Origin of the sequence: Comamonas sp. 17RB (assembly GCF_030056555.1) — a bacterium.
Taxonomy (GTDB): Bacteria; Pseudomonadota; Gammaproteobacteria; order Burkholderiales; family Burkholderiaceae_C; genus Comamonas; species Comamonas terrigena.
This window is the reverse complement of sequence record NZ_JASHHY010000004.1, coordinates 189,244-212,250: the sequence shown is the minus strand read 5'-3', so window position 1 is coordinate 212,250 and position 23,007 is coordinate 189,244. Positions and strand designations below refer to the sequence as shown.

General features: G+C 63.6%; 29 protein-coding genes and 1 pseudogene. 2 read left to right on the top strand and 28 right to left on the bottom strand.

All coding sequences use genetic code 11. From position 1 onward, the window contains the following. Positions 1-41: 41 nt before the first annotated feature. The 27 genes and pseudogenes from QM470_RS21410 to QM470_RS09130 all read right to left on the bottom strand — a co-directional run bounded on the left by QM470_RS21410 (position 42) and on the right by QM470_RS09130 (position 19,665). Complete coding sequence (locus QM470_RS21410) at positions 42-185, bottom strand: DUF4113 domain-containing protein (protein ID WP_349307066.1); 144 nt, start codon at positions 183-185, stop codon at positions 42-44. A 57-nt stretch (positions 186-242) separates the two neighbouring features. Then, positions 243-365, bottom strand: a pseudogene (locus QM470_RS21405) (hypothetical protein); the annotation flags it as partial. A gap of 50 nt (positions 366-415) precedes the next feature. Next, entirely contained in the window at positions 416-700 is a 285-nt protein-coding gene (locus QM470_RS09250; RefSeq protein ID WP_283339035.1) for an H-NS histone family protein, read from the bottom strand. A 411-nt stretch (positions 701-1,111) separates the two neighbouring features. Continuing rightward, complete coding sequence (locus tag QM470_RS09245) at positions 1,112-1,471, bottom strand: hypothetical protein (protein WP_283339034.1); 360 nt, start codon at positions 1,469-1,471, stop codon at positions 1,112-1,114. 193 nt (positions 1,472-1,664) lie between these two features. Next, complete coding sequence (locus QM470_RS09240; protein WP_283339033.1) at positions 1,665-2,687, bottom strand: contractile injection system protein, VgrG/Pvc8 family; 1,023 nt, start codon at positions 2,685-2,687, stop codon at positions 1,665-1,667. A 12-nt stretch (positions 2,688-2,699) separates the two neighbouring features. Continuing rightward, positions 2,700-3,140, bottom strand: a complete 441-nt coding sequence (locus QM470_RS09235; protein WP_283339177.1) for a phage tail protein — start codon at positions 3,138-3,140, stop codon at positions 2,700-2,702. 27 nt (positions 3,141-3,167) lie between these two features. After that, positions 3,168-5,813, bottom strand: coding sequence for a phage tail tape measure protein (locus tag QM470_RS09230; protein ID WP_283339032.1), 2,646 nt, complete (start codon positions 5,811-5,813; stop codon positions 3,168-3,170). Between the two features lie 3 nt (positions 5,814-5,816). Continuing rightward, positions 5,817-5,945, bottom strand: coding sequence for a GpE family phage tail protein (locus QM470_RS09225; protein ID WP_218332456.1), 129 nt, complete (start codon positions 5,943-5,945; stop codon positions 5,817-5,819). A 26-nt stretch (positions 5,946-5,971) separates the two neighbouring features. Continuing rightward, positions 5,972-6,328 carry a phage tail assembly protein gene (locus QM470_RS09220; RefSeq protein ID WP_283339031.1) on the bottom strand — a complete coding sequence of 119 codons (357 nt, stop codon included), beginning with the start codon at positions 6,326-6,328 and terminating at the stop codon, positions 5,972-5,974. 44 nt (positions 6,329-6,372) lie between these two features. Next, a complete protein-coding gene (locus QM470_RS09215; RefSeq protein WP_283339030.1) occupies positions 6,373-6,882 on the bottom strand; it encodes a phage major tail tube protein in 510 nt (169 codons plus the stop codon). 33 nt (positions 6,883-6,915) lie between these two features. Continuing rightward, positions 6,916-8,109, bottom strand: a complete 1,194-nt coding sequence (locus tag QM470_RS09210) for a phage tail sheath protein (protein ID WP_283339029.1) — start codon at positions 8,107-8,109, stop codon at positions 6,916-6,918. 151 nt (positions 8,110-8,260) lie between these two features. Then, positions 8,261-8,602: a phage tail protein gene (locus tag QM470_RS09205; protein ID WP_283339028.1), complete on the bottom strand. Its 342-nt coding sequence runs from the start codon at positions 8,600-8,602 to the stop codon at positions 8,261-8,263. A 29-nt stretch (positions 8,603-8,631) separates the two neighbouring features. Beyond that, a complete protein-coding gene (locus tag QM470_RS09200; protein WP_283339027.1) occupies positions 8,632-11,064 on the bottom strand; it encodes a phage tail protein in 2,433 nt (810 codons plus the stop codon). Further along, on the bottom strand, positions 11,061-11,684 hold the full coding sequence (locus QM470_RS09195) for a phage tail protein I (RefSeq protein ID WP_283339026.1): 624 nt from the start codon (positions 11,682-11,684) through the stop codon (positions 11,061-11,063). Before QM470_RS09195 ends, QM470_RS09200 begins: the two co-directional genes overlap by 4 nt. Next, positions 11,677-12,537: a baseplate assembly protein gene (locus QM470_RS09190; RefSeq protein WP_283339025.1), complete on the bottom strand. Its 861-nt coding sequence runs from the start codon at positions 12,535-12,537 to the stop codon at positions 11,677-11,679. Before QM470_RS09190 ends, QM470_RS09195 begins: the two co-directional genes overlap by 8 nt. After that, entirely contained in the window at positions 12,534-12,872 is a 339-nt protein-coding gene (locus QM470_RS09185) for a GPW/gp25 family protein (protein WP_283339024.1), read from the bottom strand. The genes QM470_RS09190 and QM470_RS09185 overlap by 4 nt, the downstream gene beginning before the upstream one ends. Next, a complete protein-coding gene (locus tag QM470_RS09180) occupies positions 12,872-13,621 on the bottom strand; it encodes a phage baseplate assembly protein V (protein ID WP_283339023.1) in 750 nt (249 codons plus the stop codon). The genes QM470_RS09185 and QM470_RS09180 overlap by 1 nt, the downstream gene beginning before the upstream one ends. An 18-nt stretch (positions 13,622-13,639) precedes the next feature. Beyond that, a complete protein-coding gene (locus tag QM470_RS09175) occupies positions 13,640-14,275 on the bottom strand; it encodes a phage virion morphogenesis family protein (RefSeq protein ID WP_283339022.1) in 636 nt (211 codons plus the stop codon). Next, positions 14,268-14,789, bottom strand: a complete 522-nt coding sequence (locus tag QM470_RS09170) for a phage tail protein (protein ID WP_283339021.1) — start codon at positions 14,787-14,789, stop codon at positions 14,268-14,270. The genes QM470_RS09175 and QM470_RS09170 overlap by 8 nt, the downstream gene beginning before the upstream one ends. Continuing rightward, entirely contained in the window at positions 14,773-15,336 is a 564-nt protein-coding gene (locus QM470_RS09165) for a hypothetical protein (protein ID WP_283339020.1), read from the bottom strand. Before QM470_RS09165 ends, QM470_RS09170 begins: the two co-directional genes overlap by 17 nt. Further along, positions 15,336-15,845, bottom strand: coding sequence for a glycoside hydrolase family protein (locus QM470_RS09160; RefSeq protein ID WP_283339019.1), 510 nt, complete (start codon positions 15,843-15,845; stop codon positions 15,336-15,338). Before QM470_RS09160 ends, QM470_RS09165 begins: the two co-directional genes overlap by 1 nt. Continuing rightward, the gene (locus QM470_RS09155; protein ID WP_083520276.1) at positions 15,838-16,110 is read right to left on the bottom strand and encodes a holin; all 273 of its coding nucleotides are present in this window, start codon (positions 16,108-16,110) and stop codon (positions 15,838-15,840) included. The genes QM470_RS09160 and QM470_RS09155 overlap by 8 nt, the downstream gene beginning before the upstream one ends. A gap of 8 nt (positions 16,111-16,118) precedes the next feature. After that, positions 16,119-16,328: a tail protein X gene (locus QM470_RS09150; RefSeq protein WP_283339018.1), complete on the bottom strand. Its 210-nt coding sequence runs from the start codon at positions 16,326-16,328 to the stop codon at positions 16,119-16,121. Between the two features lie 12 nt (positions 16,329-16,340). Next, the gene (locus QM470_RS09145; RefSeq protein WP_283339017.1) at positions 16,341-16,829 is read right to left on the bottom strand and encodes a head completion/stabilization protein; all 489 of its coding nucleotides are present in this window, start codon (positions 16,827-16,829) and stop codon (positions 16,341-16,343) included. A gap of 130 nt (positions 16,830-16,959) precedes the next feature. Beyond that, complete coding sequence (gene gpM / locus QM470_RS09140) at positions 16,960-17,694, bottom strand: phage terminase small subunit (RefSeq protein WP_283339016.1); 735 nt, start codon at positions 17,692-17,694, stop codon at positions 16,960-16,962. Between the two features lie 76 nt (positions 17,695-17,770). Continuing rightward, positions 17,771-18,784 carry a phage major capsid protein, P2 family gene (locus QM470_RS09135; RefSeq protein ID WP_283339015.1) on the bottom strand — a complete coding sequence of 338 codons (1,014 nt, stop codon included), beginning with the start codon at positions 18,782-18,784 and terminating at the stop codon, positions 17,771-17,773. Between the two features lie 41 nt (positions 18,785-18,825). Next, complete coding sequence (locus QM470_RS09130; RefSeq protein WP_283339014.1) at positions 18,826-19,665, bottom strand: GPO family capsid scaffolding protein; 840 nt, start codon at positions 19,663-19,665, stop codon at positions 18,826-18,828. A gap of 144 nt (positions 19,666-19,809) precedes the next feature. Here QM470_RS09130 and QM470_RS09125 point away from each other — a divergent pair, with 144 nt between their 5' ends. Beyond that, positions 19,810-21,684 carry a terminase large subunit domain-containing protein gene (locus tag QM470_RS09125; protein WP_283339013.1) on the top strand — a complete coding sequence of 625 codons (1,875 nt, stop codon included), beginning with the start codon at positions 19,810-19,812 and terminating at the stop codon, positions 21,682-21,684. After that, positions 21,684-22,739 (top strand): phage portal protein, encoded by a 1,056-nt coding sequence (locus QM470_RS09120; RefSeq protein WP_283339012.1) that lies wholly within the window; start codon positions 21,684-21,686, stop codon positions 22,737-22,739. The genes QM470_RS09125 and QM470_RS09120 overlap by 1 nt, the downstream gene beginning before the upstream one ends. Before the next feature lie 61 nt (positions 22,740-22,800). On the opposite strand, the gene QM470_RS09115 is transcribed toward QM470_RS09120, so the two are convergent. Next, on the bottom strand, positions 22,801-23,004 hold the full coding sequence (locus QM470_RS09115) for a DUF1484 family protein (protein WP_283339011.1): 204 nt from the start codon (positions 23,002-23,004) through the stop codon (positions 22,801-22,803). Positions 23,005-23,007: the final 3 nt, after the last annotated feature.

Sequence of the window (23,007 nt, the reverse complement as noted above, 5' to 3'; positions counted from 1 at the left end):
CGTTTGGTGCATCCGTTCTGGCCGAACGGGGCTGGAAGGGTTTACAGCGCCACCGGCACCTGATCCAGCTGGGTGGTGCTCATGCCTGTGCGGCGCTCTTGCCGCATTCCCCAGGCTCCCACTTGTACTGCACTGCCCACGGCGCCTTTGCCCCAGCGCTGGTTGATGCGGTCCATGGCCTCCATCAGCGCGCTGTGGTCCCGGCCTGCAGGCGCGGCCTCTTCGGGCAGCAGTGAGGGCTGGTCCTGCGTCTGCGGGCTCAAGTCCAGCAGCATGACGCCGGCCTTGGCCAGGCGGTAGCCGGGCTGGTAGATCTTGCGCATGCCGCGTTCTGCCGCGGCCACCAGCACGGTGGTGTCGCTGCGGGGCGTAAAAAAGCCCGCGTGTGCGGGCTTTTTTGTTTGGGCGCGAAAGCTTAAATCGCAAACGCTGCGCGGTCTTGGTCAGCAATCCACTTCGGTGGCTTGCCGCGGCCAGTCCAGGTGGCGCCGGTAGCAGGGTCACGGTACTTGGGGGCCACAGTTCCACGGGTGCCGGTGGAGACCTTCTTGCCGCCGAACACATCGTCAGCAGTCAGGCCGTATTGCTTGACCAGTTCACGCGCCTGCGTCACTGCTTGGGCCAATTCGTGCTTACGCGCCTCTTCAATCTTGGCGTCCAGCTCGGCTTTTTGTTGGAGAAGGCTTTTGTACGTGCTCATGTTGGGGGGACCTTTTTTTGAGAGTTTGCAGTTGCCGATTGAGGGGGGCGCGTATGGATCGCGCTTGGGTTTTACCTAGCGTGCCTTCATCGAAGGGGCGGTGCTCGTCTAGTAATTCTCGATAGTATTAAGATTTCTTTAACTTCTGAAATGTAGGGCATTCCATAACAGAAGTCTTCCCCAAAAAAGAACATCCGCTGACAGGGGCTCTGGTTTGGGTTGCCGCGCGTCCATGGCTTTGGATAGCTGCAGTACAGGGGCAGGCGGGCTTTCCTTCTGTTAGCGAATCAGGTGCAACTCTTCTTGAGCATTGGCCAATGGCCTGGGCTCTAGATTCGCCGCTCCTGATTCAGTAGGGCAGCACCTGGCCTGGGTTATTCGCGATGCAGTGATACAGACAGGCGCTGCCGGTCATGCTTGAGCGGACTCTTCTTTACACCACTCTAGTGTTGCGGTTAAGGCTTCATTGCTTGGCGACTTTGTATGCTCCATAGCTGCAGAGATCATTTCAGCAAGGACGACGAATTGATACTGAACTTCTCTAACCTTCAGTACGCGATCATTATCTGCTTCATCCACATACTGAGATAAATCGTTATTTTTCAGAGTAACGCATAAAGTTTTTGCCAATTCTCGGCAAATCCCTAGTCTTTCGAAGAGGTATATTTTTTCAAGATCGGCATTGTATTCAATACTTTCTTGAGAACTAAGTTCTTTACCATTCAGCCGAGATAGAAATTTATCCGCGAATTTCTTGAGTGAAGTAAGCATGGTGCGGGACGAACGTTCAGGTTAAGGGCTTGAGCCGCCTTGTGGCGAAACGTACCTCTAAAAAGCAATGCTGGTAGCAAAATTGGCATCATTATGTTTGCTGAGATGACGCGCCGCAATAAGCACCTTTTTGACAAGCACCATCGGCGGAGATACAGCGCATTTGAAAGACAAAGTTGCCGCATTCCACGGGCTATGCGGCCTTGGCGGCTTCGCCACCCCGTTCCATCTGCACCTTGCTGCCCAGGCCGCCGTCGCTGAGGGTGTGGCAGACCTCCTTCACCAGCCAGCCCTGGCCGTCGATGTCTTCTTTGAAGCCGGTCACGCGCACGGGGCTTTGGGGCATCAGTTCTGGGCGGCCCAGGGCCAGGGTCAGCTCAAACGTGGCCATGCCGCGTTCCAGGCGCTGGCGTTCGGCGCGGGCGGCGGTCAGGGCGTCCTGTTCGCTGGCGTAGGTTTCTTTCAGGGTTTTGACGTTGCGGGTTTTGTCGCCGGCAATCACTTCCTTGCGTTTGCCATTGACGCGGTCTGACCACCAGGCGCGCACGCCGTCGAATGCCTCACGGGTGCTGCTGCTCCAGCGGTGCTGGTCCCCGCTGGCCCGGGTGATGTGGATTGTGGGCAGGCTTTCGCCCTTGCTGGTGGTGGTCCCGTTGATGGGCATGAACAGCAGGTGCTTTTTCTTGACGGTGGCCACAGCGTCGTACTTGCGCGCCAGGCGGGTCAGAAAGTGCATGTCGCTTTCGTTGGTCTGGTCCACGTGATCCACCTTGGTGGCGGCCAGCTTGGCGTCCACCTTGTGGCTGAGGCTGTTGCGCTTTGCCACTTCGGCCAGGATGGCGCCCAGGGTGGTGCCGTGCCAGCTTTTTTCTGCGCGCTTGCGGATCTCTCCGCCCAGGTCTGCCGCGCGGGCGCGGATGGTGACTTTGTCCGGGGTGCCGGTGTGCTCTACCTCGTCCACCACAAAGGTGCCTTTGTCGATCAGCTGCTGGCCCTGCCAGCCCAGCTGCAGTTCGATTTCGGCTTCCTTGCGGGGCAGGGTGAGCTGCCCGTCACTGTCGTCCAGCTCCAGATCCAACTGGTCGGCGGTGTTTTCGCGCCCTTCGGTGAGCGTGAGGCTGCCCAGCCGAGCATCGACGGCGGGGGTGATGTCTTTGCCGGCCACCACCAGTCGGTAGGTGGGGGCGGGGTGGCGGTAGCGTTCCTGGTCGGCCATGGTGGTGCTGGGTTATTCCTCACCGGCGGCCACGTATTGGCCGGTTTCGTCAACATCGACCTGCTGGCCGCCGGCTTCGTCGTCCACGCGGGTGAGTTGCAGGTCAAAGGCGATGCGGCGGGGCGTGCCGTCTGGAAAGTGCAGGGTGCCGGTTTCGTTGAGGCTTTCGATCACATACTGGCCAAACACTTCACCGGTGCCGGCCACCACTGCAAATGCCTGGCCGCTGTCGCCCATGGCGCGCAGTTCGGCAACGCTGGCGTAGGTGCCGCACAGTTCTGGCGACACCCAGCCGCTGAGGCTGATGGTGTCGTCCCCCACGCCCACAAACTGGCGGGCCGCCCGGGCGCCCACGCGACTGGTGCTGGGGTGGCGCCAGGTGTTGCTGCGCTTGAATTCTTCATAGGCCAGGGTGTCCAGGCCAAACACGAATTGGCCCAGGGCCATGAGCATGGATTGGGTCATGTGGGTGGGCCTGATTCAGTTTTGGTCATACAGGCCGCTGCGGCGGCGGGCGCCGGCGGCGCGTTCGCGCTTGTCCAGCTCGGCAGTCACGGCACGGGCAACGTCCTCGGGTGTCATGCCTGGGGTTGCGTGGATGACGATGTTGTAGTTGCCGCCACCCGCCGCCGCCGGCGCGGCCGACAGACTGGGCGCCATGGGCGTGCCGCGGCTGACCATGGGCATGGCACCTGCGCCGTCTGGCCCGCCAGGGCCAACAATCGGGCCGTCTGCCTGGGCCACGGGCACCAGGGCGGCACCGGCCACGGCCAGGGCGGCAGTGCGCACGGCGGCCTGGCCTTTTTCCATGCCCACGGCGGCGCCTTCGCTGATCCAGCCGCCGAATTCGGTGAACACCTTGGAGGGGCTGGCGATACCCAGCTTTTCCTTGAACCAGCCGGCCACGGCGGTGGCGGCACCCACGACGGTGTCTTTGAGGGCGCCCAGCTTGTTGGTGATACCGCCAATCAGGCCATCCACGATGAAGCCGCCCAGTGACATGAACTGCTGCGGCACCTGGATGCCCAGCGCACCCAGCGCCGTGGTGATGGCGGACCACAGCAACCCTAGCGGGCTGAAGTTGAGCAGGGCCTGCAGCCAGGAGCTGACGCCGCCAGACACAATGCCCTGCACGCTGCTGACAATGCCGTTCCACAGAGTACCCAGCCAGTTGATAAAGCCTGCCCACAGTTGACGCCCGCCGGTGACGATGGCATCCCAGTTCGAGTAAATGAGGCCAAACGCGGTGATCAGCAGGCCAATGGGGCCAAGGAACCGCAGCAGCACAGGGGCAAAGCGCATGAGCACCGGCAGTAGCCTGGCGCCCCAGGTGAACATGCCGCGCAGCAGAGTGAGCGGGCCGGCGGTGACGCCGATCTGGGCCAGCATCCAGCGCAGGGCCATGCCCTTGGCCACGATCAGGCCCAGGGGAATGAGCAGGGCGCCCATGACCGCCATCAAGGCACCGCCTGCAATGACCATCTTCAGAATGCCACCGACCAGTGCGGGGTTGGCCTGCATCCACTGGGTGAAGGACTGGAGCAGTGGGTTGATGGTCTGGAAAAGCTCCAGGATCGGCTGCTTCAGGCTTTCCCCGCCGGTGGCCATGGCGTTGAAGAATCGGTTTTTCTGCATTTGCACCTGCGCGCTCAGGGCGGCATTGCGTGCGGCGGCTTCACGCGCCATGGAGCCCACGGCGTCCTTGCTGTTGGCCATGTCCAGCTGGCGTTTCAGTTCTTCCGGCTTGTCCACCAGCTTGGCCAGCGTGTCGGAATGCTCCATGCCCACCAGCTCCACCATGATGCCCATGCGCTTGGCTTCGGGCGCCTTGCGGACTGCCTCCATCACCTTCAGCAGTGTTGCGGTGGCATCCTTGGTCATGCCGGTTTCAATGGACTGCGTGCTCAGCCCAATCTCTTTCACTGCGGCCTGAAACTTCTTGGTGCCCTTGGTGGCAGCGGCAAACTTGGAAACGATGGCGTTGGTGGCCGTGCTGGCTGTTTCCGCACGTTCGCCCAGCGTCAGCAAGGTGGAGCCCAGGGCCGCGGCGTTGCGGTCGCTCATGGCAACCGTGGACAGCACACCGCTGGTGCGGTTCAGGTAGTCGATGATGTCCGAACCCTTGCTGATGGCGTTGTCGTCCAGGTAGTTGATGGTGTCCGCAAGGCCCCGAATGTTGGTGACTTCGATCTTGAAGTTCTTGGCCACCTTGCCCATGGATTCCGTGATCTCGTCGGGCACGGCATCGAATGCGGTTGCCATTTCGGATGCCATGACCACGAACTCACTCAGCTTGTCGGTGGGCACTTCCATGCGCGCCGCTGCGGTGAACATCTCGGCAATCTCGGTGGTTGCAAGCGGGATTTGCGTGCTCAGCCCGCGCACCTGTTCTTCAATGGCGCGGTACACCGGTGTCAGCTGGCCCGCTTCGTCGCGTGCACCCTGTACCTGACGGGCCACGCCGAGCATGGCATCCTCGTGCTGCATGAAGCTTTGCACGGGGCCAAGGCCTGCCTGTACTGTTCGCTTGCCCACATACATGCCGGCGGCGCCGGCGGCCGCCATCCCACCGCCGACGGCCGTGCCCTTGGTGGCTTGCTGCTGGATCTGGGCCAGTTTGCGCTGCTGGTCGCCCTGGCGCTTGAGTGATTCGGTTTGGGCCTTGATGCGGGCCGTGGTGGCGGCAATGCTGTTGCGCAGCTGCTGGTCATGGCTGGCCAGGTTGCGGGTGCTGATGCCGGCGGCGCTGAGCTTGTCACGCAGCAGCTGCACACCCTGGCGCTGGGCGTTGAACTGTGCACCCAGCTGGTTGGCAGCCGCACGCGCTGCGGCCATTTGCTGGGCCATGGCCTTGGTGGGCTGCCCAGCCTGCGCAAAGGCACCAGCCAGCTGGCGCACTTGGTCCCGGGCGGCCTTTAGCTTGGTCTGTGTTTCTGCCAGGCCGGTCCGGGCTTCACGGAAGCCGCCCACATCCTTTTGGGTCTGGTTCAGCTGTTTGAGCTGTTCCCGCGCCGCCTTCAAGGTGGCTGCGGTTTCCTTGCTGCCCTGGCCAATGCGCTTGAGCGGGGCCATGGCCTTGTCTACCAGGTCAAGGACCACGCGCAGGCGCATGTTTTGGTCGGCCACTGCTTATTTCTCCGGGGTGTTGAGGCGGTTGTGGATGGCAATGGCGCTTTCACGGCAGCGCATCAGCTCGGCGGGGTCCATTGCATCCAAGACAGCCGGGGGCCAGTGGAAGAAGAAGGCCACCACGTCCATGGCCTCTTCAATCCGGTCGGGGAGCTTTAGCTGCGCTCCTTCTTCGGTACGAAAAAACTCACCAGTTCCGAACCCAGCTTGACCAGGTCCACCGGGTCGATCAGATCAAAGTCGGGTTTGACCAGCACGGGTTCCGTCACGCGGGGCAGCACGGTCTGCAGGGCGTCGGTGTTCAGGCTGAGCAGGTCCGACAGGGTGATGCGGCGCAGGGCACCACCCATGGGCTTGCGGATGGTGATGACTTCGATCTTCTGGCCGCTGGGGCGGGTGATGGGCTCTTCCAGCGTGACGGTGCGGATCTTGTCGTCCTGGGTGGCGGCCGACTGGGCGGTGTCGATGGCTTGGGCGGCTGCGTCTTGGGTGGTGGTGTCTTTGACGGGCATGGTTGGGGCTCTCTTGAAAATGGGGAGTCAGGGGAGGGCGGGCATCAGATGCCCAGCAACTGGCGGACGACGGCGAACTGGTCCACGCCGGCAAACTTTTCGATCATGCGGATGGCGTCAATCTCGATCAGTTCTTCACCATTCCATGTGAGGCGGTAGTAGTTGAGCGCGACCTTGCACTTGAATTCGGACTTTTCGCCGGCCTTGGCGCTGCCCATGTCGATCTCTTCCCAGCGGCCACGCATGTAGACCTCGACCGCGCTGTATTGGCCGTCGTCGTCGCTTTGCACTGCGCCCACGAAGCGGATGGGCACAGAGTTCACGCCAGCGGCGCCAAACTGGCGGATCACGTCTTTCAGCCAGCCGCCGGAGGAAATTTCCGCTTCCAGCGCTTGCATGCCCAGATCGGTCTTGGCGGGGAGGTTCATGCCGCCGGAGCGGTATTCCTCCAGCTTGCGGGTGAGCTTTGGGAGGGTGACTTCCTCCACTTCGCCGGTGTAGTTCAGGCCGTCAGCAAATACGGCGAAGTTCTTCAGGACTTTGGGCATGCCCATGGTGATGTTCTCCTGCTAATCGGTGGTGGGCCGTCAGGCTGCGGCCTTGACGTTGGCCGCGAAATCAGCGAAGTAGCGGTCTGTGATGCGCTGCTTGAAGGTGAGGTTTTCAAGCGGCGGCACGGGGGTGTAGTCGTAGTCAATGAAGGCAGTGCCTTCTTTGAGGGTGGGCGCTTCGTTGACGGTGGCGTCAAACCAGGCGCTGCCGCCCAGCAGATAGCCACCGCCAATCAGCTCGCGGAACTTGGCATTGGCGCCGTCCAGGATGTCTTTGATCAGGCTGGGGTGCAGGGGCTTGTCCACGGCCCACATGTGGGCCTCTGCAATGCTGTCGGCCAGCACATGCGCGGTGCGAACGGCGCTTTCAAAGGCAAACAGGGGTTCGTCGCTGCAGGTGCGGCTGCCCCAGAAGCGGTAGCCGTCGCGGTTGATGAGGGTGGTGACGTCCGCACCGTTGAGCAGTCCTGCATCGGTACTGGGGTTCTGCAGATCCCAATAGATGTCTTTGTTGATGCCGGTGACGCCGTTGACCGTCACGTTGGACAGGGTCTTGTGCCAGCCGGTTTCCAGGTCGATCTTGGCGCGGAGGCCCAGGGCATAGGCTTCGGCCCAGGCGTCCACGGTGGCATTGGACACGGTGTCCCAGCGCTGGAAGTCACCATGGATCAGCATCAGTTCGCGCTTGCCGAATTCGCCGCGGTAGAGGATGGCATCGCCCACGGTGTCTTGATAGGTGCCGCAGTAGGCCATGGCGCGCAGTTGTTCCCCCAGCGTGGCCAGGGCCGTGGCCACCGGTTGGGTGGACAAACCAGGCGCGCCCAGGATGCGGGGTTTGACGCCCAGCTTGCCCTGCGCCGCCAGCAAGGCCTTCATGCCGGTGTAGGTGCCGTCCGCCGCCACGCCGCCGATGACGTTGCTGGTCAGGCTGGCGGCCTTTTCTTCCGGGGTTTCACCCACACCATCGGGCACGCGCACCACCACGGTGATGGGCAGGCACTGCTCGGCAATAGCATCCAGCGACTTGGCCAGCGTGCCCAGCACGCCCGCCTTGGCGATGGCGTTGCGCACATGGGTGATGAGGACTGGCTTGTTCAGCGGGAAGGTTGCTTCATCGGCATCGGATGCGGTGGCAACCATGCCAATCACTGCCGTGGATACGGTGCGGATGGTGCGGATGCCCTCGGTGATTTCGAGGACACGCACGCCGTGGTGGTATTCGGTGGACATGGGCGCTTGAGGGGCTGGAGTTTGCGACCCCTCAATGGTCGCGATCCACCCGCGTGCGCGCCAGAACGGGAGGGTGTAGGTGCGTGGGCTACAAAAGAAAAGCCCGCGCAATGCGGGCTTGTTGCCAAAAGCTGCCTACCGGTGGAGGCGGCTACTCCGCCTCTACCGCCTCCGCTGGCTCAGGCTGTATGTCTGTCAGCCACTCGGGCAGGGGGCCGCCACCGTCATAGCGCTGGCCTTCAACTGCTTCGCCCAGCGTGTAGCGGGCTCCGCTTGCAATGACGTACAGCGTGTCGGTGCGGTGGTCTTCGACCAAGGCCCATTGGCCATCCACCAGGCGTGCCACCTGGCCGGGGATGGCTTCGGGCGGCGCGGCGGGCACAGCGCCAAAAGGCACATTGAAGTTGCCAGGATCAAGGGCCAGCTCATTGGCCTTGGATGCGTACATAAAAAAGCCGTTGGGGTCAGCCTGGTAGACGTTGATCGACTTCATCACTACTCCTGAAGAAAACACTGCAAATATCAAACGTGCACCCGGGGCACAAACGCGGCATTTGCGCCTCGGGTTTCGGCACTTGTACGGGCCACACGCGAGGCATCGAAGGTGATCCCCGTGCCAACAAAGGCCACATTCGTGGTGTCTGGGAATCCAGCCTTGGAGATGTGAGAAAGCCCCAGCGCACCAGTCGCTGCAGCATTCGCTTCTGTAGCCGAAGCCCACTCGCCAAGGAACTGATAGCCGGCCGAGGTGCTGCCATTCAGCGATGCCGTAATGTTCTGGAGGGCGTCAAGCTGACGCGTCCCAAGTGCTCGGGCATTTGCAGTGTCCGCATCGGTACCTGTGAAACGCAGGAACTGGTTGCGCAGGTCCGGCAGCAGGAATTTCCCAGCATTTGCGCCGCCCGGCGTGTACACATCGCCATCGACGAACTTGTGCATACCTGCCGCCCAGTTGGCGAATGCGACGACAAGGCCATTCCCTACCGCGTAGGCCCACAGGCCTGCGTATGCTGTTTTGCTGACCCAGCCGCCTACGGCGTCCAGCTCAAATACCCTGGGGCTGTACGTGTGGCCGAAGATCGGAGCGCCACAGCTGTGGCTGCGATAACCGGCGAATGACATCGCGGTTGAAACGCCGGCCACGGCGTTGGATGCGGCGGTCTGCCAGGTCCACAGCTCTTGCGCGTCGGTAACGAAGATCGGCCCAACATCCACTGTTGGCAACGCGCCGATGGTGTATGTGCGGGGCAGCGATTCAACGCCGATGATGTTTGTGCCGTCGCAGAACACGTCCAGGCAGTCTCCCGGCCAGAGCACCACGCCGGTGCCGGCGGGCGTTTTGAACGTCACGCCAAAGGCTCCGGTGCCGCCGTGCTTCACGGTCCATTTGCTTGCCGTGGCAGGTACCGTCACAGCCTTGGCGCCCGTCACAGCGCCTGTCAGGACAATGACCCCACCCCCTGACTGCGCGGCAGTGAGTGCGGTGGTGGCAGATCCTGCGATGCTGATAGTGGTAACGCTATTGACAGCCGCTTGCACGAAAGCGGTGGTGGCCAACTGCGTGCTGTTCACTCCCGCAGCTGCCGTAGGTGCGGTTGGAACGCCGGTGAGCGCTGGCGACGCCAGCGGCGCCTTGGCCGCAAGCGCATTCATCACGGTGGTGGAAAAGTTGGCATCGTTGCCCAGCGCTTCTGCAAGTTCAGAGAGCGTATCCAGTGCAGCGGGTGAACTGGCAACCAGCGCAGCCACCGCGGCCTGGACAAACGCTGTGTTCGCAAGTTGGGTGTTGTTCGTGCCTGCAGCCGCAGTGGGGGCAGTTGGTGCACCGGTGAAACCGGGGGATGCCAGAGGTGCGGCACCCAGCGTCAGGCGTGCGGCAGCAGCATCTGCATCATCCAGCAATGACCGGGCAAATGCAGTGAGCGCTGAAGTGGCAAAGGTGTCCACCCCGGTGCTGTAGATCAGCTGGTTGGCCACGGTGGCAAGCCCTGCGAGCGCCGTGAGCGTGGCGTCCTGCGGTTGCTTTCCAGCCAGGTCGTTGCTTACTGTGGTGGTTAGAGCTGCAATCGCAGCCCTCACAAACGCTGTGTTTGCAACTTTCTGGCTGTTGTCGCTCTGCGCCTGGTTTGGGGCGTTCAGGCCACCGGTCCACTGAAAGCTCAGCGCTGTGGTGCCAATGGTCACCTGGCCATCAGTCTTGAGGGTCCACTGCGTGTCGCCATTTGCACTGCCTGCCTCCACAGGAATGATTGCGCCTGGGTTGAGCTTGGAATCACTGTCCGCATCTGCAGCACGCGTCCACGCGCCGGCGGTGGCCACATAGATGCCATTGGCAGCCGCAGCGGCCTGGTCTTTGACCAGCACGCGGTCGCCGGCGACCACGGCGATGCCGTCAATGCTCTGCACGCCCGACAGAGTGATAGGCCCCACGGTGGCCACGCGCACGCTTTGCTTGTGGTCGCGCTTGCCCAGTTCGGACTGGATGGCCTTGTCCACGTAGTCACGCGAGGCGATCACCACGGCAGGGTCGATCTTGAGCGTGACCGTGGCGGTGGAGGCAATCTCCACCACGACGCGGATTACCAGCTCACTGCCCGCGCCGTCTGACAGCAGGGGCTTTGTGGCCGCCGGGTAGTTGCCTACCGCGATGCACTGGCTGCCATTGCTGCCACCCATCAGCGCCGTTTCGCGCACCACATAGCCCCCGCGGTCTGCCGGGATGACGGCTTCAATGACGATCCAGTTGGGGTTGTCCGGGTCGGGCTGGATGTTGGTGATGGCCAGGCGGTCTACCTCACGGATCACGCCGGTTTGTGCAGGGCTGGGGACAGGCTCCACCCCATTGCCATCACCCAGCACCAGATGCGTCCAGGGGACGGTGGTTTGCTGCAGCTGCGCATTGGCATGAAGGGCCGCGCCCGTGTTGGTGAGGATGGTGAAGTACTTCTGACTCATGGTGCGTCCATTGGGTAAACCGTGGTGGTCTGCGCGCTGTGCTGGCCAAAGGCCAGATGCATGGCAATGGGAGGCGGCTTGATGCTTTCCACCCGCAAGGGGTAGACGGTGGTGACTGCACCGCTGACCAAGTGCATGGCGTAGTACATGGCACCACGGCTTTGCAGGCTGGTGCGCAGGGTGCGCAGCACGCAGGCCTGGCGCTTGTATTCCTGGATCAGCGCGGCGGCGCGTTCCATGGCTGCCAGGGTGAGCGGGCGGTCCACCACGGCCACGTCCACATCGAATTCCGCCCAGTGGGCACCCTCGGGGTGTTCGATGACGCGCACGCTTTCCAGGCCGCTGCGCAGCAGGGCTTCACGCACGGCCCAGGTGGTGCCTTTCTTCTGGTGCAGGCGCATGGACGCGGCCACCATGGCGCGCTGCTGGGATTCGGTCCAGGCCAGGTCCCATTCGTCCACGCTCCAGGCCCAGGCCAGCCAGGGCAGCATGGGGAGGGGGCAGTCCCAGGGGCTCCACAGAGTGCGGATGACTTCCGGGGTGTGCCGCAGGCGGCCGGCCTTGGCCATGGCCCGCTCCAGCGGGGTGGCGTTGGGGGGTAGGAGGTGGGCATCAGACATAGCTGCCCTCTGCTGGCTGGATGTCCACGCCAGTGCAGTAGGCCACTTGGTGGGGCTCTACCACCACGTCGGCAACTGGCGTTTCCAGCGACACCTTTTGCACGCCTTGCGCATGCAGCGCGCCCTTGATGCCGCTTTCTGCCACGTCGTAGCCAAAGCGGCGGCAACTGGTCAGGTAGGTGGCCAGGGCGGTGCCTGCACGTTCCAGTGCGGATGCACTGGCGGGACCGGGGTACAGGCGCAGCAGCGCCTTGACGGCGAAGTGCAGCACTTCGGCCGAGGCGACTTCTACGGTGTCGTTCTGGGGGCGCACGTCGTCCGGGCTCAGGGCTGCAAGGACTTTCTCCAGCAGTTCTGGGCTGGCGGTTCCGTCCCCCACGCGGGATAGCACGTACACCCGGACGGTGCCCGGGGTGGTGGTGATGGGCATGGCGTCCAGCACATCGGCATCCGCGCCCAAGGCGTGAAAGATGTAGCTACCGTGACTGCCGGCGACGGTCAGCCCTTCAAACGCCATTTGTGCCCGCCGTCGCAGTTGGCCGTCGGTTTCACCCACCAGGCGCTGCACGCCGTTGTTGGCGGCGGCCACGTCCAGATCTTCATCCACGGCATAGGCCAGCATGGCGGCTTTGGCGCTGTCGTTGATGCGGGCCTGCATGGCCACGTTTTCATATGCCCAGCGCTGCAGCAGCTTGGTGGCGGGTTCGGACTCCAGTTCCAGCACGTCGGCCATTTCTGGATAGTCGTCTGCCATGTCTGCCACCACCTGGGCTTTGAGGCGGGCAAATTCGGCTTCAAAGTCCAGCGGCAGCACCACATTGGGGGCCGGCAGTTGGGACAGATCCACACTCATGCAGCACCCAGCAGTGGCAGGGCGGCGGACAGGCTCACGCTGCGGCCTTTGTATTCACCCTCCAGCGCCAGGGTGGCCTGGCCGGGCTGCGGCCCGAAGTCCAGCCCCACCCGGGTGACGCGCAAGCGAGGTTCCCAGTTCATCAGTGCGCTGGCAATGGCGGCGTAGCAGCGCAGGCGGGTGATGGAGTTGGCAGGGGCATCCATCAGGCTGAGCAGGATGCTGCCGTAGGTGCGCCGTTCCAGCCGGGAGCCGAGCGGGGTGGTCAGGATGTCCACAATGGATTGGCACAGGTGCGCAATGCCGGTGACGCGGCGGCCAGTGATGCGGTCCATCATTGCGGGCCCCCGGTGTTGCCGCCGTGCGTGTCGGGGTGGGTGTGGGTGTGGGTGCTTCCGATGTTTTTGCCGTCGTGCGTGATCTGGCCGCCTTCGACCGTGAATCCGCCGGCGATGGTGTTGGTGCCACCACTGGTGCCGACCGAGCCAGCAATGCCCGATTGGTAGGTGAGCAATCCGGCCACGGTGACTTTGCCGGTGAAAGTGCTTTGGGCACTGTCCACCGTGTACTTGGGCGTGGTCAGCGTGGTGCCTTCCGGCGTGATGTGCAGGTTGGACGCACCCACCCGCAAGGTGATGGACTGGGCAATGTCCAGCACCAGGGTGCCGGCCTGGCGGTTGTGTTCCCAGTAATCGGTGGCGCTGAAGTCGTGCCGCTCCACATCGGCACTCTCGGAGCCTTGGGGCATGTCTTCGCTGAAGCAGCCCACCAGGGCGGATGCCTGGGCCAGATCGCCGCCCGGGGCGAACAGCAGGCAGGGCTCACCAATGGCGGGCACACGCCAATGGCGCACCTGCTGGCCACCGCCGGCGGCCAGGGTGACCCAGGGCACCCAGGTGGTCAGCAGTTCGCCGGCACGTACCCGGCAGCGCGCAGGACGGCCAGGGCGCACTTCTTCAACGCGCCCCTCACGAATGAGGTTGGCAAGCAGGCGGTACAGCTCTACCGGGCTGTGTTCTGGCGCTTGATCGGACATGCCAGCCATGGTGCCCAGCGCTACGCGCGGGCGCCAGCGCGTGCGCATGTAGCGGCGCTTAAACCATCAATGGCCGGCGAGGTGGTCGAGGATCATCCCGGAAACGCGCTGCCGCAAGGGGACGCCGATGCCCAGGAGCGGGCGGGCAGGGTAGTCATATTGCGCGCCGCCTGGGCTCACACTGTCACGCAGGCCGAAGTGGTGAATGCGTGCCAAGCGTTCGGCCCGGCCACCAAAGAAGACGGAAGCATCCTGCGACGAGTATTGAATGCGCATGAATTGGCTGCGGGCAAAACCAGTGAGCATGTACTGTGCGCGTCGCTTCTGAGCGCTGCCGCCGCTGGGGTGCTGTGGCGACATGGAGCGCAGCATGCCCTTCTTGAGCATGGTGCGCAGGGCGCCCGCTTCTTTGTCGTAGCCAACAATGCGGTCACCTTCATTGCGGTAGCTGGACATTTCCAGCTCACGTTCATGACCGTCGCGCGCCCTGTAGAAGTAGCGGATGGGCTTGGCCACTTCACGCGGCGCCTTGCGCTTATCCCAGCGGTCCACATCCGGCCCTACCTGCCGGCGAATGTTGCGGGCATTGTCTTTGCGCAGCTCTATGGCGATCGAGCGCCCAAGGCGGCGCTGTGCATTGGGGCCCAGCTGGCGAGTGAGCGGCGACAGCCAATCTTCCAGGCGTTGGAGGTCTTCAGCCATGGCGCTGTGGCATCAGGTGCGGAAGGTGCGGCGGATTGGCGGGCAGATCCCATTGCGCAACCTCCACCCCTTGCAGAAACACTCTCCAATGCTCGTTCTTTGGCAAGTGCAGGGGCAGCGTGTCGTTCAAATGGTGCAGGTCCAGACCGCCTTCCACCCCCTCACGGGGGCGGCACAGCACCCGTTCGGTCAGGTCCAGGTCAATGACCAGATCCATGGCGCTGGTGTTGAGGTGTTCGGCTTCAAACCGGATGCCGTTTTTACTAGGGTTGGCCAGCAGCTCGTTTTGGTGGTGCTTCACCCAGGCCAGCAGTGGCGCCATGATGCTGTCGGCATGCAGCACCCAGTCCAGGAACAACAGACGCAGGGTGTAGGCATATTCCCAGGACAGGGCCGCGGTGGCGGTGCTGTTTACGCTGCCCCTGGTGACAAGCATGACCAGCCGCTCCGGTTCACGCTGCAGATCGGGAAGCGCTGCAGACAGGTGATTGCGAAGGTCAACGGGTTTGCGCATGGTCCAGCTCCTGCAGCTTCTGGCGCCAGGCGGTGAAGGCCTGCTTTACTTCGCCGTACTGGGCAATGCAGTGGTTGAGTTCCCGGATGGCCTGGTCCCCGTCGTGGCTGATGCCGGCAAGACTTGCTGCTGCCGCTGGGTCAAGTTCGGCGTACGTGGGGCCAGGTTCAGCGCCGGAAAGTCCGGGGGGCTGTATTCCAGCGGGCTGACAGCTGGTGGGCAGGACGACAGGGACGTGCACGCGGACAGTGCCAGCACCAAGGCCAGCAAGATGGGTGTTGTGGGCTGCATCGGCTTCTTTCTGGTCATCGGTCAGCTGGTTTTCCAAGGTGGTGATGCGGTGGCGTAAGGCGGCCTCTGCTTCAGTGCGTTCCCCGCGCAGCCAGGCGGTGGTGCGGGCGTGGCGCCGCTGCAGGTCTTGCAGTTCTACCGCGGCGGCACGGGCCACGCGGCGGCCTTCAAAGAGCACGCCGGCGTAGAAGGACGCCAGCAGCACGGCACAGAGCAGGACGGCAACGGCCAGGCGGTCGGTAGAGGGGCGCAGCATCACAGCACCCCCGTGCATGCGGCGTGGCGCTGCAGCTGGCGGGTCCACACCCCCATGCAGCGCTTGTTGCCCGGGGTGCTGCAGTCGTACCCGGCAGCGAACTTGTAGCGCAGGTAGGCCTGGCAGGCCGGGCCGTATTTGCCGGCGACGTACTGGGCGCGCATGGTGCTGTTCCTCCAGTTGGCGCAGCCGTACTGGCCCGCGAAGTCCACCGCCTGTTCAAACTCCACGGGGTGCATGGGTGTGTCACCCAGGCTGCGCTTGACGCAGGCCACGTAGGTGTTTTGCAGCAGGTTGGCGGCCAGCTCACCCGCACGTTGGCGGGTGATGGGCGGATCTGCCAGGGTGACGCGGCGGCCATCTTCATAGTGGGTGGCGCCGTGGCCGATGGTGGGCACATCGCCCTTGGTGGGGATGGTGGGTGCGGCGGTGAAGCCTTCATGCCCGATCCAGGCGGCCAGGATGGCGACGGTCAGGCCCAGGGCGGATGCAGGGATGCGCTTATTCATGGCATTCCCCCTGTAGTTTGCGCATGCGGGCTTCATGTTCCCGCTGCTGGCGGGCATTCTCTTCGCGTTTGAAACCTGCTTCCACGCGGCGGTAGTGCCAGTTGATCAGCAGGCCCACCACGGCAATGACCAGGCCGGCCACGGCAGCGAATTCGCTGGAGAAGAACCAGCCACCAGCGGCGCCGACTGCGCCACCGGCGGTGATCTTCTGGCCAAAGGCGGCGCTGCCAGCGGCTTCCACAACGGTGTCTGTTTTGAGTCCCATGGTTGCTTTCAGTCCCACAGCTGCACGGTGGGTTTGGGTTTGGGCACCGGAATGTCCGGCATGGTGACCAGCAGCCCCTGCGGCAATACCAGCCCGTGGCGGGTAAGGCCTGGGTTGGCCTGCATGACGGCTTCCACCACAGCGCGGGTGCGGCCGTAGTGGCGCCAACACAGGGCATCCACCGTTTCGCCTTGTTGGGTGCGGATTTGCGTGGCCATGGCTGACGGGGGTTACAGCAGATCCACGGTACAGCGGGGGCGGGCCAGCAGATCTGCAATGGCCCAGCGCTGGTTGCGGCGGTGCTGGTCTACCTGGATGGCCAGGTCTTCCAGCACGCGGTCTGCCTTACCGGAGCCCGCGGGGATGGTGGAGAGGTTGCGGTAGGCCTCTGCCAGATCTGCCTGCAGGCAGGCGTGCACAGCGCGGCGGTAGTAGAGGACTTTGGCGCTTTCGCCATCCATCTGGGGCGCAGGCACATTGGCCAGGCAGGCATAGCCCCAGCGGGTGCGTTGTTCGTCCGCCCATTCCTGCAGCTCTGCATTGACGCTGAGCATGGCGTCCATCAAGGCGGGGCGCAGGCGGTCTGCCGTAACGGTGCCATCCAGCCGGCAAGCTTTGCGCACCTGGGCCGGGTCCATGTTTGGGAACCAGGTGCCATTGCTGACCACAGGCTCTTTCGTGGCCGCTGGCGGGTTGGCTGTGACGATGAATCCATTCATGGTGCAGGGCGCTGTGTTGCGTTGGGCAGGTTGGAGCGGATGGCACAGGTGGGCGGTGGTCCAGGACGTTGGCCGTGCGCGGCGGCGCCGGCGTGGCCGCGGCCCTGGAGCCGCCCGGCGCGGGGTGCGCTCAGTTGGGCGCCTGGTCGGCTGGGGCCTGCGCTTGCAGTTCCTTCCAGCGGCGTTCCAGGCGTTCCACATCTTTTTTGACGCCGATCTGCACATGCAGGGCGATGGCGCGCTGCAGCTGGGGTAGGGCAATGGCCACTTGCTCACGCTGCAGCTGCTTGGCGTCCACGTCATGCGTGGCGGTCTTGCCCATGGCGGCCCAGCCGATGGCCTTGTGCAGCTTGGCGCGGGCCTGGTCATGGGTGTCGTGGTCGTTGGTGAGTTCGTCCACCTGGGCCAGCGCCACCATGGCATCGGTTCCGGCCAGCTTGCCGGCAATGGCGGCTTCGCTGATGTCGTCCAGCAGCAGGGTGGGCAGGTTGCGCTGGTACTTGTCGGGCAGCTGCAGGCCGTGGCGCAGGCAGTAGCCGGCCAGCTGCAGGCCTTGGCGCCAGTTCCCTACATCCAGGTGCCACACCAGGAGGGTGGTGACCACGGGATCCTGGGCGCCGGCGTCGGCCTCCAGCACGCCGTCCAGGTAGTTATCGAAGTCGGCCAGCATGGTGCGCTTGGCTTCGATCTTCTTTTCCACGGACTGAATGGCCTTGAGGGTGCGCAGGTGGGCGTGGAGCTGGGCCAGCATCAGTTCATGTTCAGCCCCCAGCATGGGGCCATGGGGGTCTGCAGCCGCCGCCTGGGCGGCCTGCTGGGCAGCAAGGATGCGGGCGCGGTGCCGCTGGCAGGGTGTCTGGGGCATGGTGTTGGGGGTGTGCGGGTCAGAAAAGGGCCGCTGCCGCCGCGGCGGCAGCGGCCAAAGGGGACAGCAGGCGAGGTCAGGGGTTGACGGATTCGATGTTTTCCACCAGGGCGCACTGACCGAATTTTTCGACCACGAAGGCGTCGTTGCTGGACTCGTAGAACTCGATACGGTTGCGCTCCATCGCATCCTTGACGCCGCGGCGGCGGGCACCGTCCTGGTAGTAGATGGACAGGTTGTCCAGGCGGGTGACCAGCACGGTGCCTGCTGGGAAGTAGGGCACCACGACTGCCGGCAGACCGCCCAGTCGGCGCTGGCTGATCACGATGTCAGCGGCCAGACGCTCGGTGGGCGCGTCGTTCTTTTCCACCAGGGGAAAGAGCTTGTCGTGCATCAGGTCGCGGCCCAGGATGGCGACCAGCTGCGGGTCTTCCTGATACCAGGGGTCCAGCATGGTCTTGGTGGCGTCGTAGACCAATGCATCCAGGTTGGCAAAGTCGCCACCAGGGCCAATGGTGACTTTGCCTGCGGCAGCACCTTCTTTCAACACACGTTCGGGGGCGCTGGTGCGGATGTGCTCGAGCCAGCCGATGTTCACGTCCTGCAGCAGCGGGTTGGTCACGCGGTTCGTGTCGTCAGCGGCATGGGTACCGTTCCAGCCGATCATGATGCGGTCCAGGGCGCAGCGCTGCAGCACCTGGTCGCTGATACGGGTCTGGAAGTCTTTGAACTTTGCCCAGGCATCCAGCGTGGCGTAGCGGATGTGGGTGTCGTAGTCGGTCTGGACGCACTCATACTTGCTGCTAGACAGGCTGGTGGCGTCCTGGGTTTGGCGAGACTTGTTGCCGCTGGTGTCGGTGCGGCCGGCGATGGTGCCGTTGACTCCCAGGCCGAGCTTTTCGCCCTTCATCTCGGCCACGCCGATGATGTTGATCTTGCCCAGGAAGTCGCTGGATTCCTGCAGCTTGCTTTCCAGCTTTTGCTGGACGCTGGGCGCGACGTTGAATTTATCGGCAGCGCTGCCCACGCCGTTGTTGCGGGCTTGCTGGTCCATGTAGCCAGTGAAGTGCTGGCGGGTTTCGTTGCGCATAGGGTTCCTTGGAATGGGGTGTGAAGGGTGGCGGGCCGGGCTCAGTAATCGGCCACGTCGCGGCCAGCGCCACCGGTGGCTGCAGGGCGGTGCGGATCTGCGGACTGGGTGCTGAGCTGCTGCACCAGGGCGTCGTGCTTGCCTTCCAGCTTGGCCAGGCCTTGGCTGAACTTCTCCGCTGTGTCGGCAAAGGCCTGCAGGGTCTGGGGAACGGCGGCCAGGGCTGCGGCCACTTCAGCCGGGAGGGCGCTGTGCTGGTGCACGGTGGTGGGAGGCGGCGCGGCAGGCGCTGCGGGGGGCGGCTGGAACTTGTCCAGCAGGGCGCTGAACTTGGCTAAAGCGGCGGCCAGGACGCCGGTATCCGGGCTGGCGGTTTGCTCGGGCTCCAGCTCCAGCGCGAATTCCACACCAGCGGTAAACAGGGTGTTGGGGTTGGTCTTGCGGCCTGCCAGCGGGTTGGCGTTGGGGTGTTGGGCTGCGAACTGCAGCATTTCGGTGCCCAAGCTGGCCGGGGAGTCGGTGACGGCCAGGCCGATCAGGTAGGCCTCGCCGGTGCCGGCGAATTCGGGGTCCACCTCGATCGAGGTGTAGAGCTTCTGGCCCTTTTTGTTCATGGCCACCAGGGATTCCAGTGGCTGGATCTGCGCGAACAGGGCCAGCTTGCCGTCCTCCACGGTGCGGGCTTGCACGCCCAGCACGTCGCCCTGGGCAGCGAATGCGCTTTCGGGCAGCATGCCGCGCATGTGCTCAATCCAGACGCGGGCGCCGTACTTGGCGGGGCTGAAGTTTTTGGCCATCTGGTCGATCCAGTGGCGCTCGATCTTGCGGCCGTCAGTGGTGGCGCCTTCGGTGGCCACGCGGAACCATTTGGACTTTGACATGTGTGTGCTGCTAAGAGGGTGGTTGTTCGGTCCCTCTATGGTCTGAGCCTTGCCTGTAGGCGGCCAGCGCTTGGCGCTGTAGCGGCGCACTGCACATAAATGCGTGGGTGCGCCCGCGCGTTATGCCGCCCAAACTGCAGCCCTATGACGGCCACCAAGGACCGGCGGGCGCGTGTGCGCAGCGGTCAGCACAACCCTTTTCCCATTGCCAACACCCAGCAGCCTGATGCACCGGCGCAGGAGCTGGATGTGCTGCGCGCGCTGACGGACCGCAGCCAGGACAAGCGCCGGTCAGCCCGGGCGCTGTACTGGATGGGCTGGCGGGTGACGCACATTGCCGAGCACCTGGAGGTGCCGCGCACCACGGTGCACGAATGGAAGAAGGCGGACATCTGGGAACAGGCCACGGCGGTGCAGCGCGTGGAAGGCACGCTGGAGATGCGCCTTTGCACGCTGATCAACAAGGACAGCAAGACCGGCGGCGACTTCAAAGAGATTGACCTGCTGGGGCGCCAGATTGAGCGCCTGGCGCGCGTGCAGCGCTACGAGAAGACGGGCAAGGAAGCCGACCTGAACCCGAACATCCTGGAGCGCAACGCCGGGCCGAAGCGCCAGCCGGAACGCAACCCGCTGGGTGAAGCGGCGCTGGAGAAGCTGAAAGCCGCCTTCATTGACAGCCTGTTCAAGTACCAGCTGACCTGGTGGCAGAACAGCCAGGAACGCACCCGGGTGATTTTGAAAAGTCGGCAGATTGGTGCGACCTGGTACTTTGCACGCGAGGCGCTGATTGATGCGCTGGAGACTGGGCGCAATCAGATCTTTCTGTCTGCCAGCCGGGCGCAGGCGCAGATCTTCCGCCAGTACATCGTGGCGTTTGTGCAGGAGGTGCTGGACATTGAGCTGAAGGGCGACCCGATTGTGTTGCCCAACGGCGCCACGCTCTATTTCCTGGGCACGAATGCGCGCACGGCCCAGGGCTACCACGGCAATTTCTACTTTGATGAATTCTTCTGGACGCACCGCTTTGAAGAACTGAACAAGGTGGCCAGCGGCATGGCCATGCACAAGCACTGGCGCAAGACCTACTTCAGCACGCCCAGCAGCTTGCAGCACCAGGCCTACGCTTTCTGGAGCGGTGCGCGCATCAACCGCAAGCGCGCCAAGGCGGACCGCATTGAGCTGAACCTGACCCACGACTGGCTGGCGGGTGGCTTTACCGGTGAGGACAAGATCTGGCGCCAGATTGTGACGGTGTTGGATGCCGCTGCAGGGGGCTGCGATCTGTTCGACCTGGACGAGCTGCGCTTTGAATACAGCGACGAGGAATGGGACAACCTGCTGATGTGCGGGTTTGTGGACGAGAGCTTTGCCGTGTTCCCGCTGAGCATGCTGATGGGCTGCCATGTGGACAGCTGGGATGCATGGGCGCACGACTTCAAACCCTTTGCCCTGCGGCCCTTTGGGCGTGAGCCGGTGTGGATTGGCTATGACCCCAGCCACACGGGCGACGCCGCCGGCCTAGTTGTGCTGGCACCGCCAGATGCGGCAGGTGGCAAGTTCCGCGTGCTGGAGCGCCTGCAATTCAAGGGTGCGGACTTTGAAGGGCAGGCAGAGCAGATCCGCAAGCTGACCGAAAAGTACAACGTGCAGCACATCTGTATTGACACCACGGGCCTGGGCCAAGGGGTCTATCAGATCGTGAAGAAGTTCTTCCCCAGCGTGAAGGCCTTGCAGTACAGCGTGGAGGTGAAGACCCGCCTGGTGCTGAAGGCGCAGAGCGTGATGCGCGCGGGACGCCTGGAGTTTGACGCCGGGGATGTGGACCTGCAGCGCAGCTTTATGGCGATCAAGCGCGAGATGACGGCCAGCGGCCGCAATGTGACCTATGCCGGCGGCCGCAGCGAAGAGGCCGGCCACTCTGACCTGGCCTGGGCCTGCATGAATGCTTTGGACAATGAGCCACTGGAAGCGGTTGCCCTGGGCGGCAGCGGCGGTGGCGCCACCATGGAGTTTTATTGATGACCATCCTGATGCCCGCAGCCGCGGAAGCTACAGCCCTGACCACCACCAGCCCGGCCCGGATGGAGGCTTTCTCTTTTGGTGACCCGGAAGCGGTCCTGGACCGCCGGGAGATCCTGGATTACGTGGAGTGCTGGGTTAACGGCGAGTGGTATGACCCGCCCGTCAGCTTTGACGGGCTGGCCCGGTCGTTCCGCGCGGCCACGCACCATGAGAGCGCCATCCATTTCAAGGCCCAGGTGTTGGCCAGCACGTTCACCCCGCACAAGCTGCTGAGCCGGGCGACCATGCGCCAGCTGGCCACGGACTATCTGGTGTTTGGCAATGCCTACCTGGAGCGGCCGCGCAACATGCTGGGCGACGGGATGCAGCTGAAGCACGCCCTGGCCAAGTATGTGCGCCGCCACCAGGATCTGCAGCGATTTGGCTTTGTGCGCACCTGGCAGCAGGCGCACCACTTTGCCAAGGGCAGCATTTGCCATGTGCTGGAACCGGACGTGCACCAGGAGGTGTATGGGTTGCCGCAGTACCTATCGGCCCTGCAGGCGGCGCTGCTGAATGAGAGCGCCACGCTGTTCCGTCGGCGCTATTACACGAACGGCAGTCACGCGGGCTACATCCTGTACCTGACCGACCCGGAAACGAACCAGGGCGACGTAGACGCACTGCGGCAGGCGCTGAAGAGTAGCAAGGGCCTGGGCAACTTCCGCAACCTGTTTTTCCACAGCCCGAACGGGAAAGAGAAGGGGATCCAGTTGATCCCGATTGGCGAAGCCGCGGCGAAGGACGAATTCTTCAACATCAAGAACGTGAGCCGGGACGACCAACTGGCAGCCCACCGGGTGCCGCCCCAGCTGATGGGCGTGGTGCCAGCCAATGCCGGCGGCTTTGGCAATGTGGTGGATGCGGCTCGGGTGTTTGCGCGCAATGAGGTGTACCCGCTACAGGCGCACATCGGCAGTGCGATCAACGACTACATGGGCGAAGAGATCTGCCGCTGGACGCCCTATGTGCTGCCTGGGGTGGACCAGGCTGGGCAGGGCGGGCTGGTGTGATGCACTGACGGCCAAGCCCAGGATATGACAGAGAGCCCCGCACTGCGGGGCTTTTTTGTTTTCAGCCGGCGGCGGTGCAGTCTGCCAGTGTGCCGGCGGCCAGATCCAGCCTGCGCGAGAGCGGCTGCAGCAGGGTGTGAAGTGCATCTGCACTGATCTGCCCGTGCTGGGCTGCGGCCAGCAGCTCGCACAAGGCCCCCACGGCCGCGCTTACGTCGTCAATCTCTCTCTGAAGCCGCTCATTTGCTGAGTTCTTGGAAGGCATGGA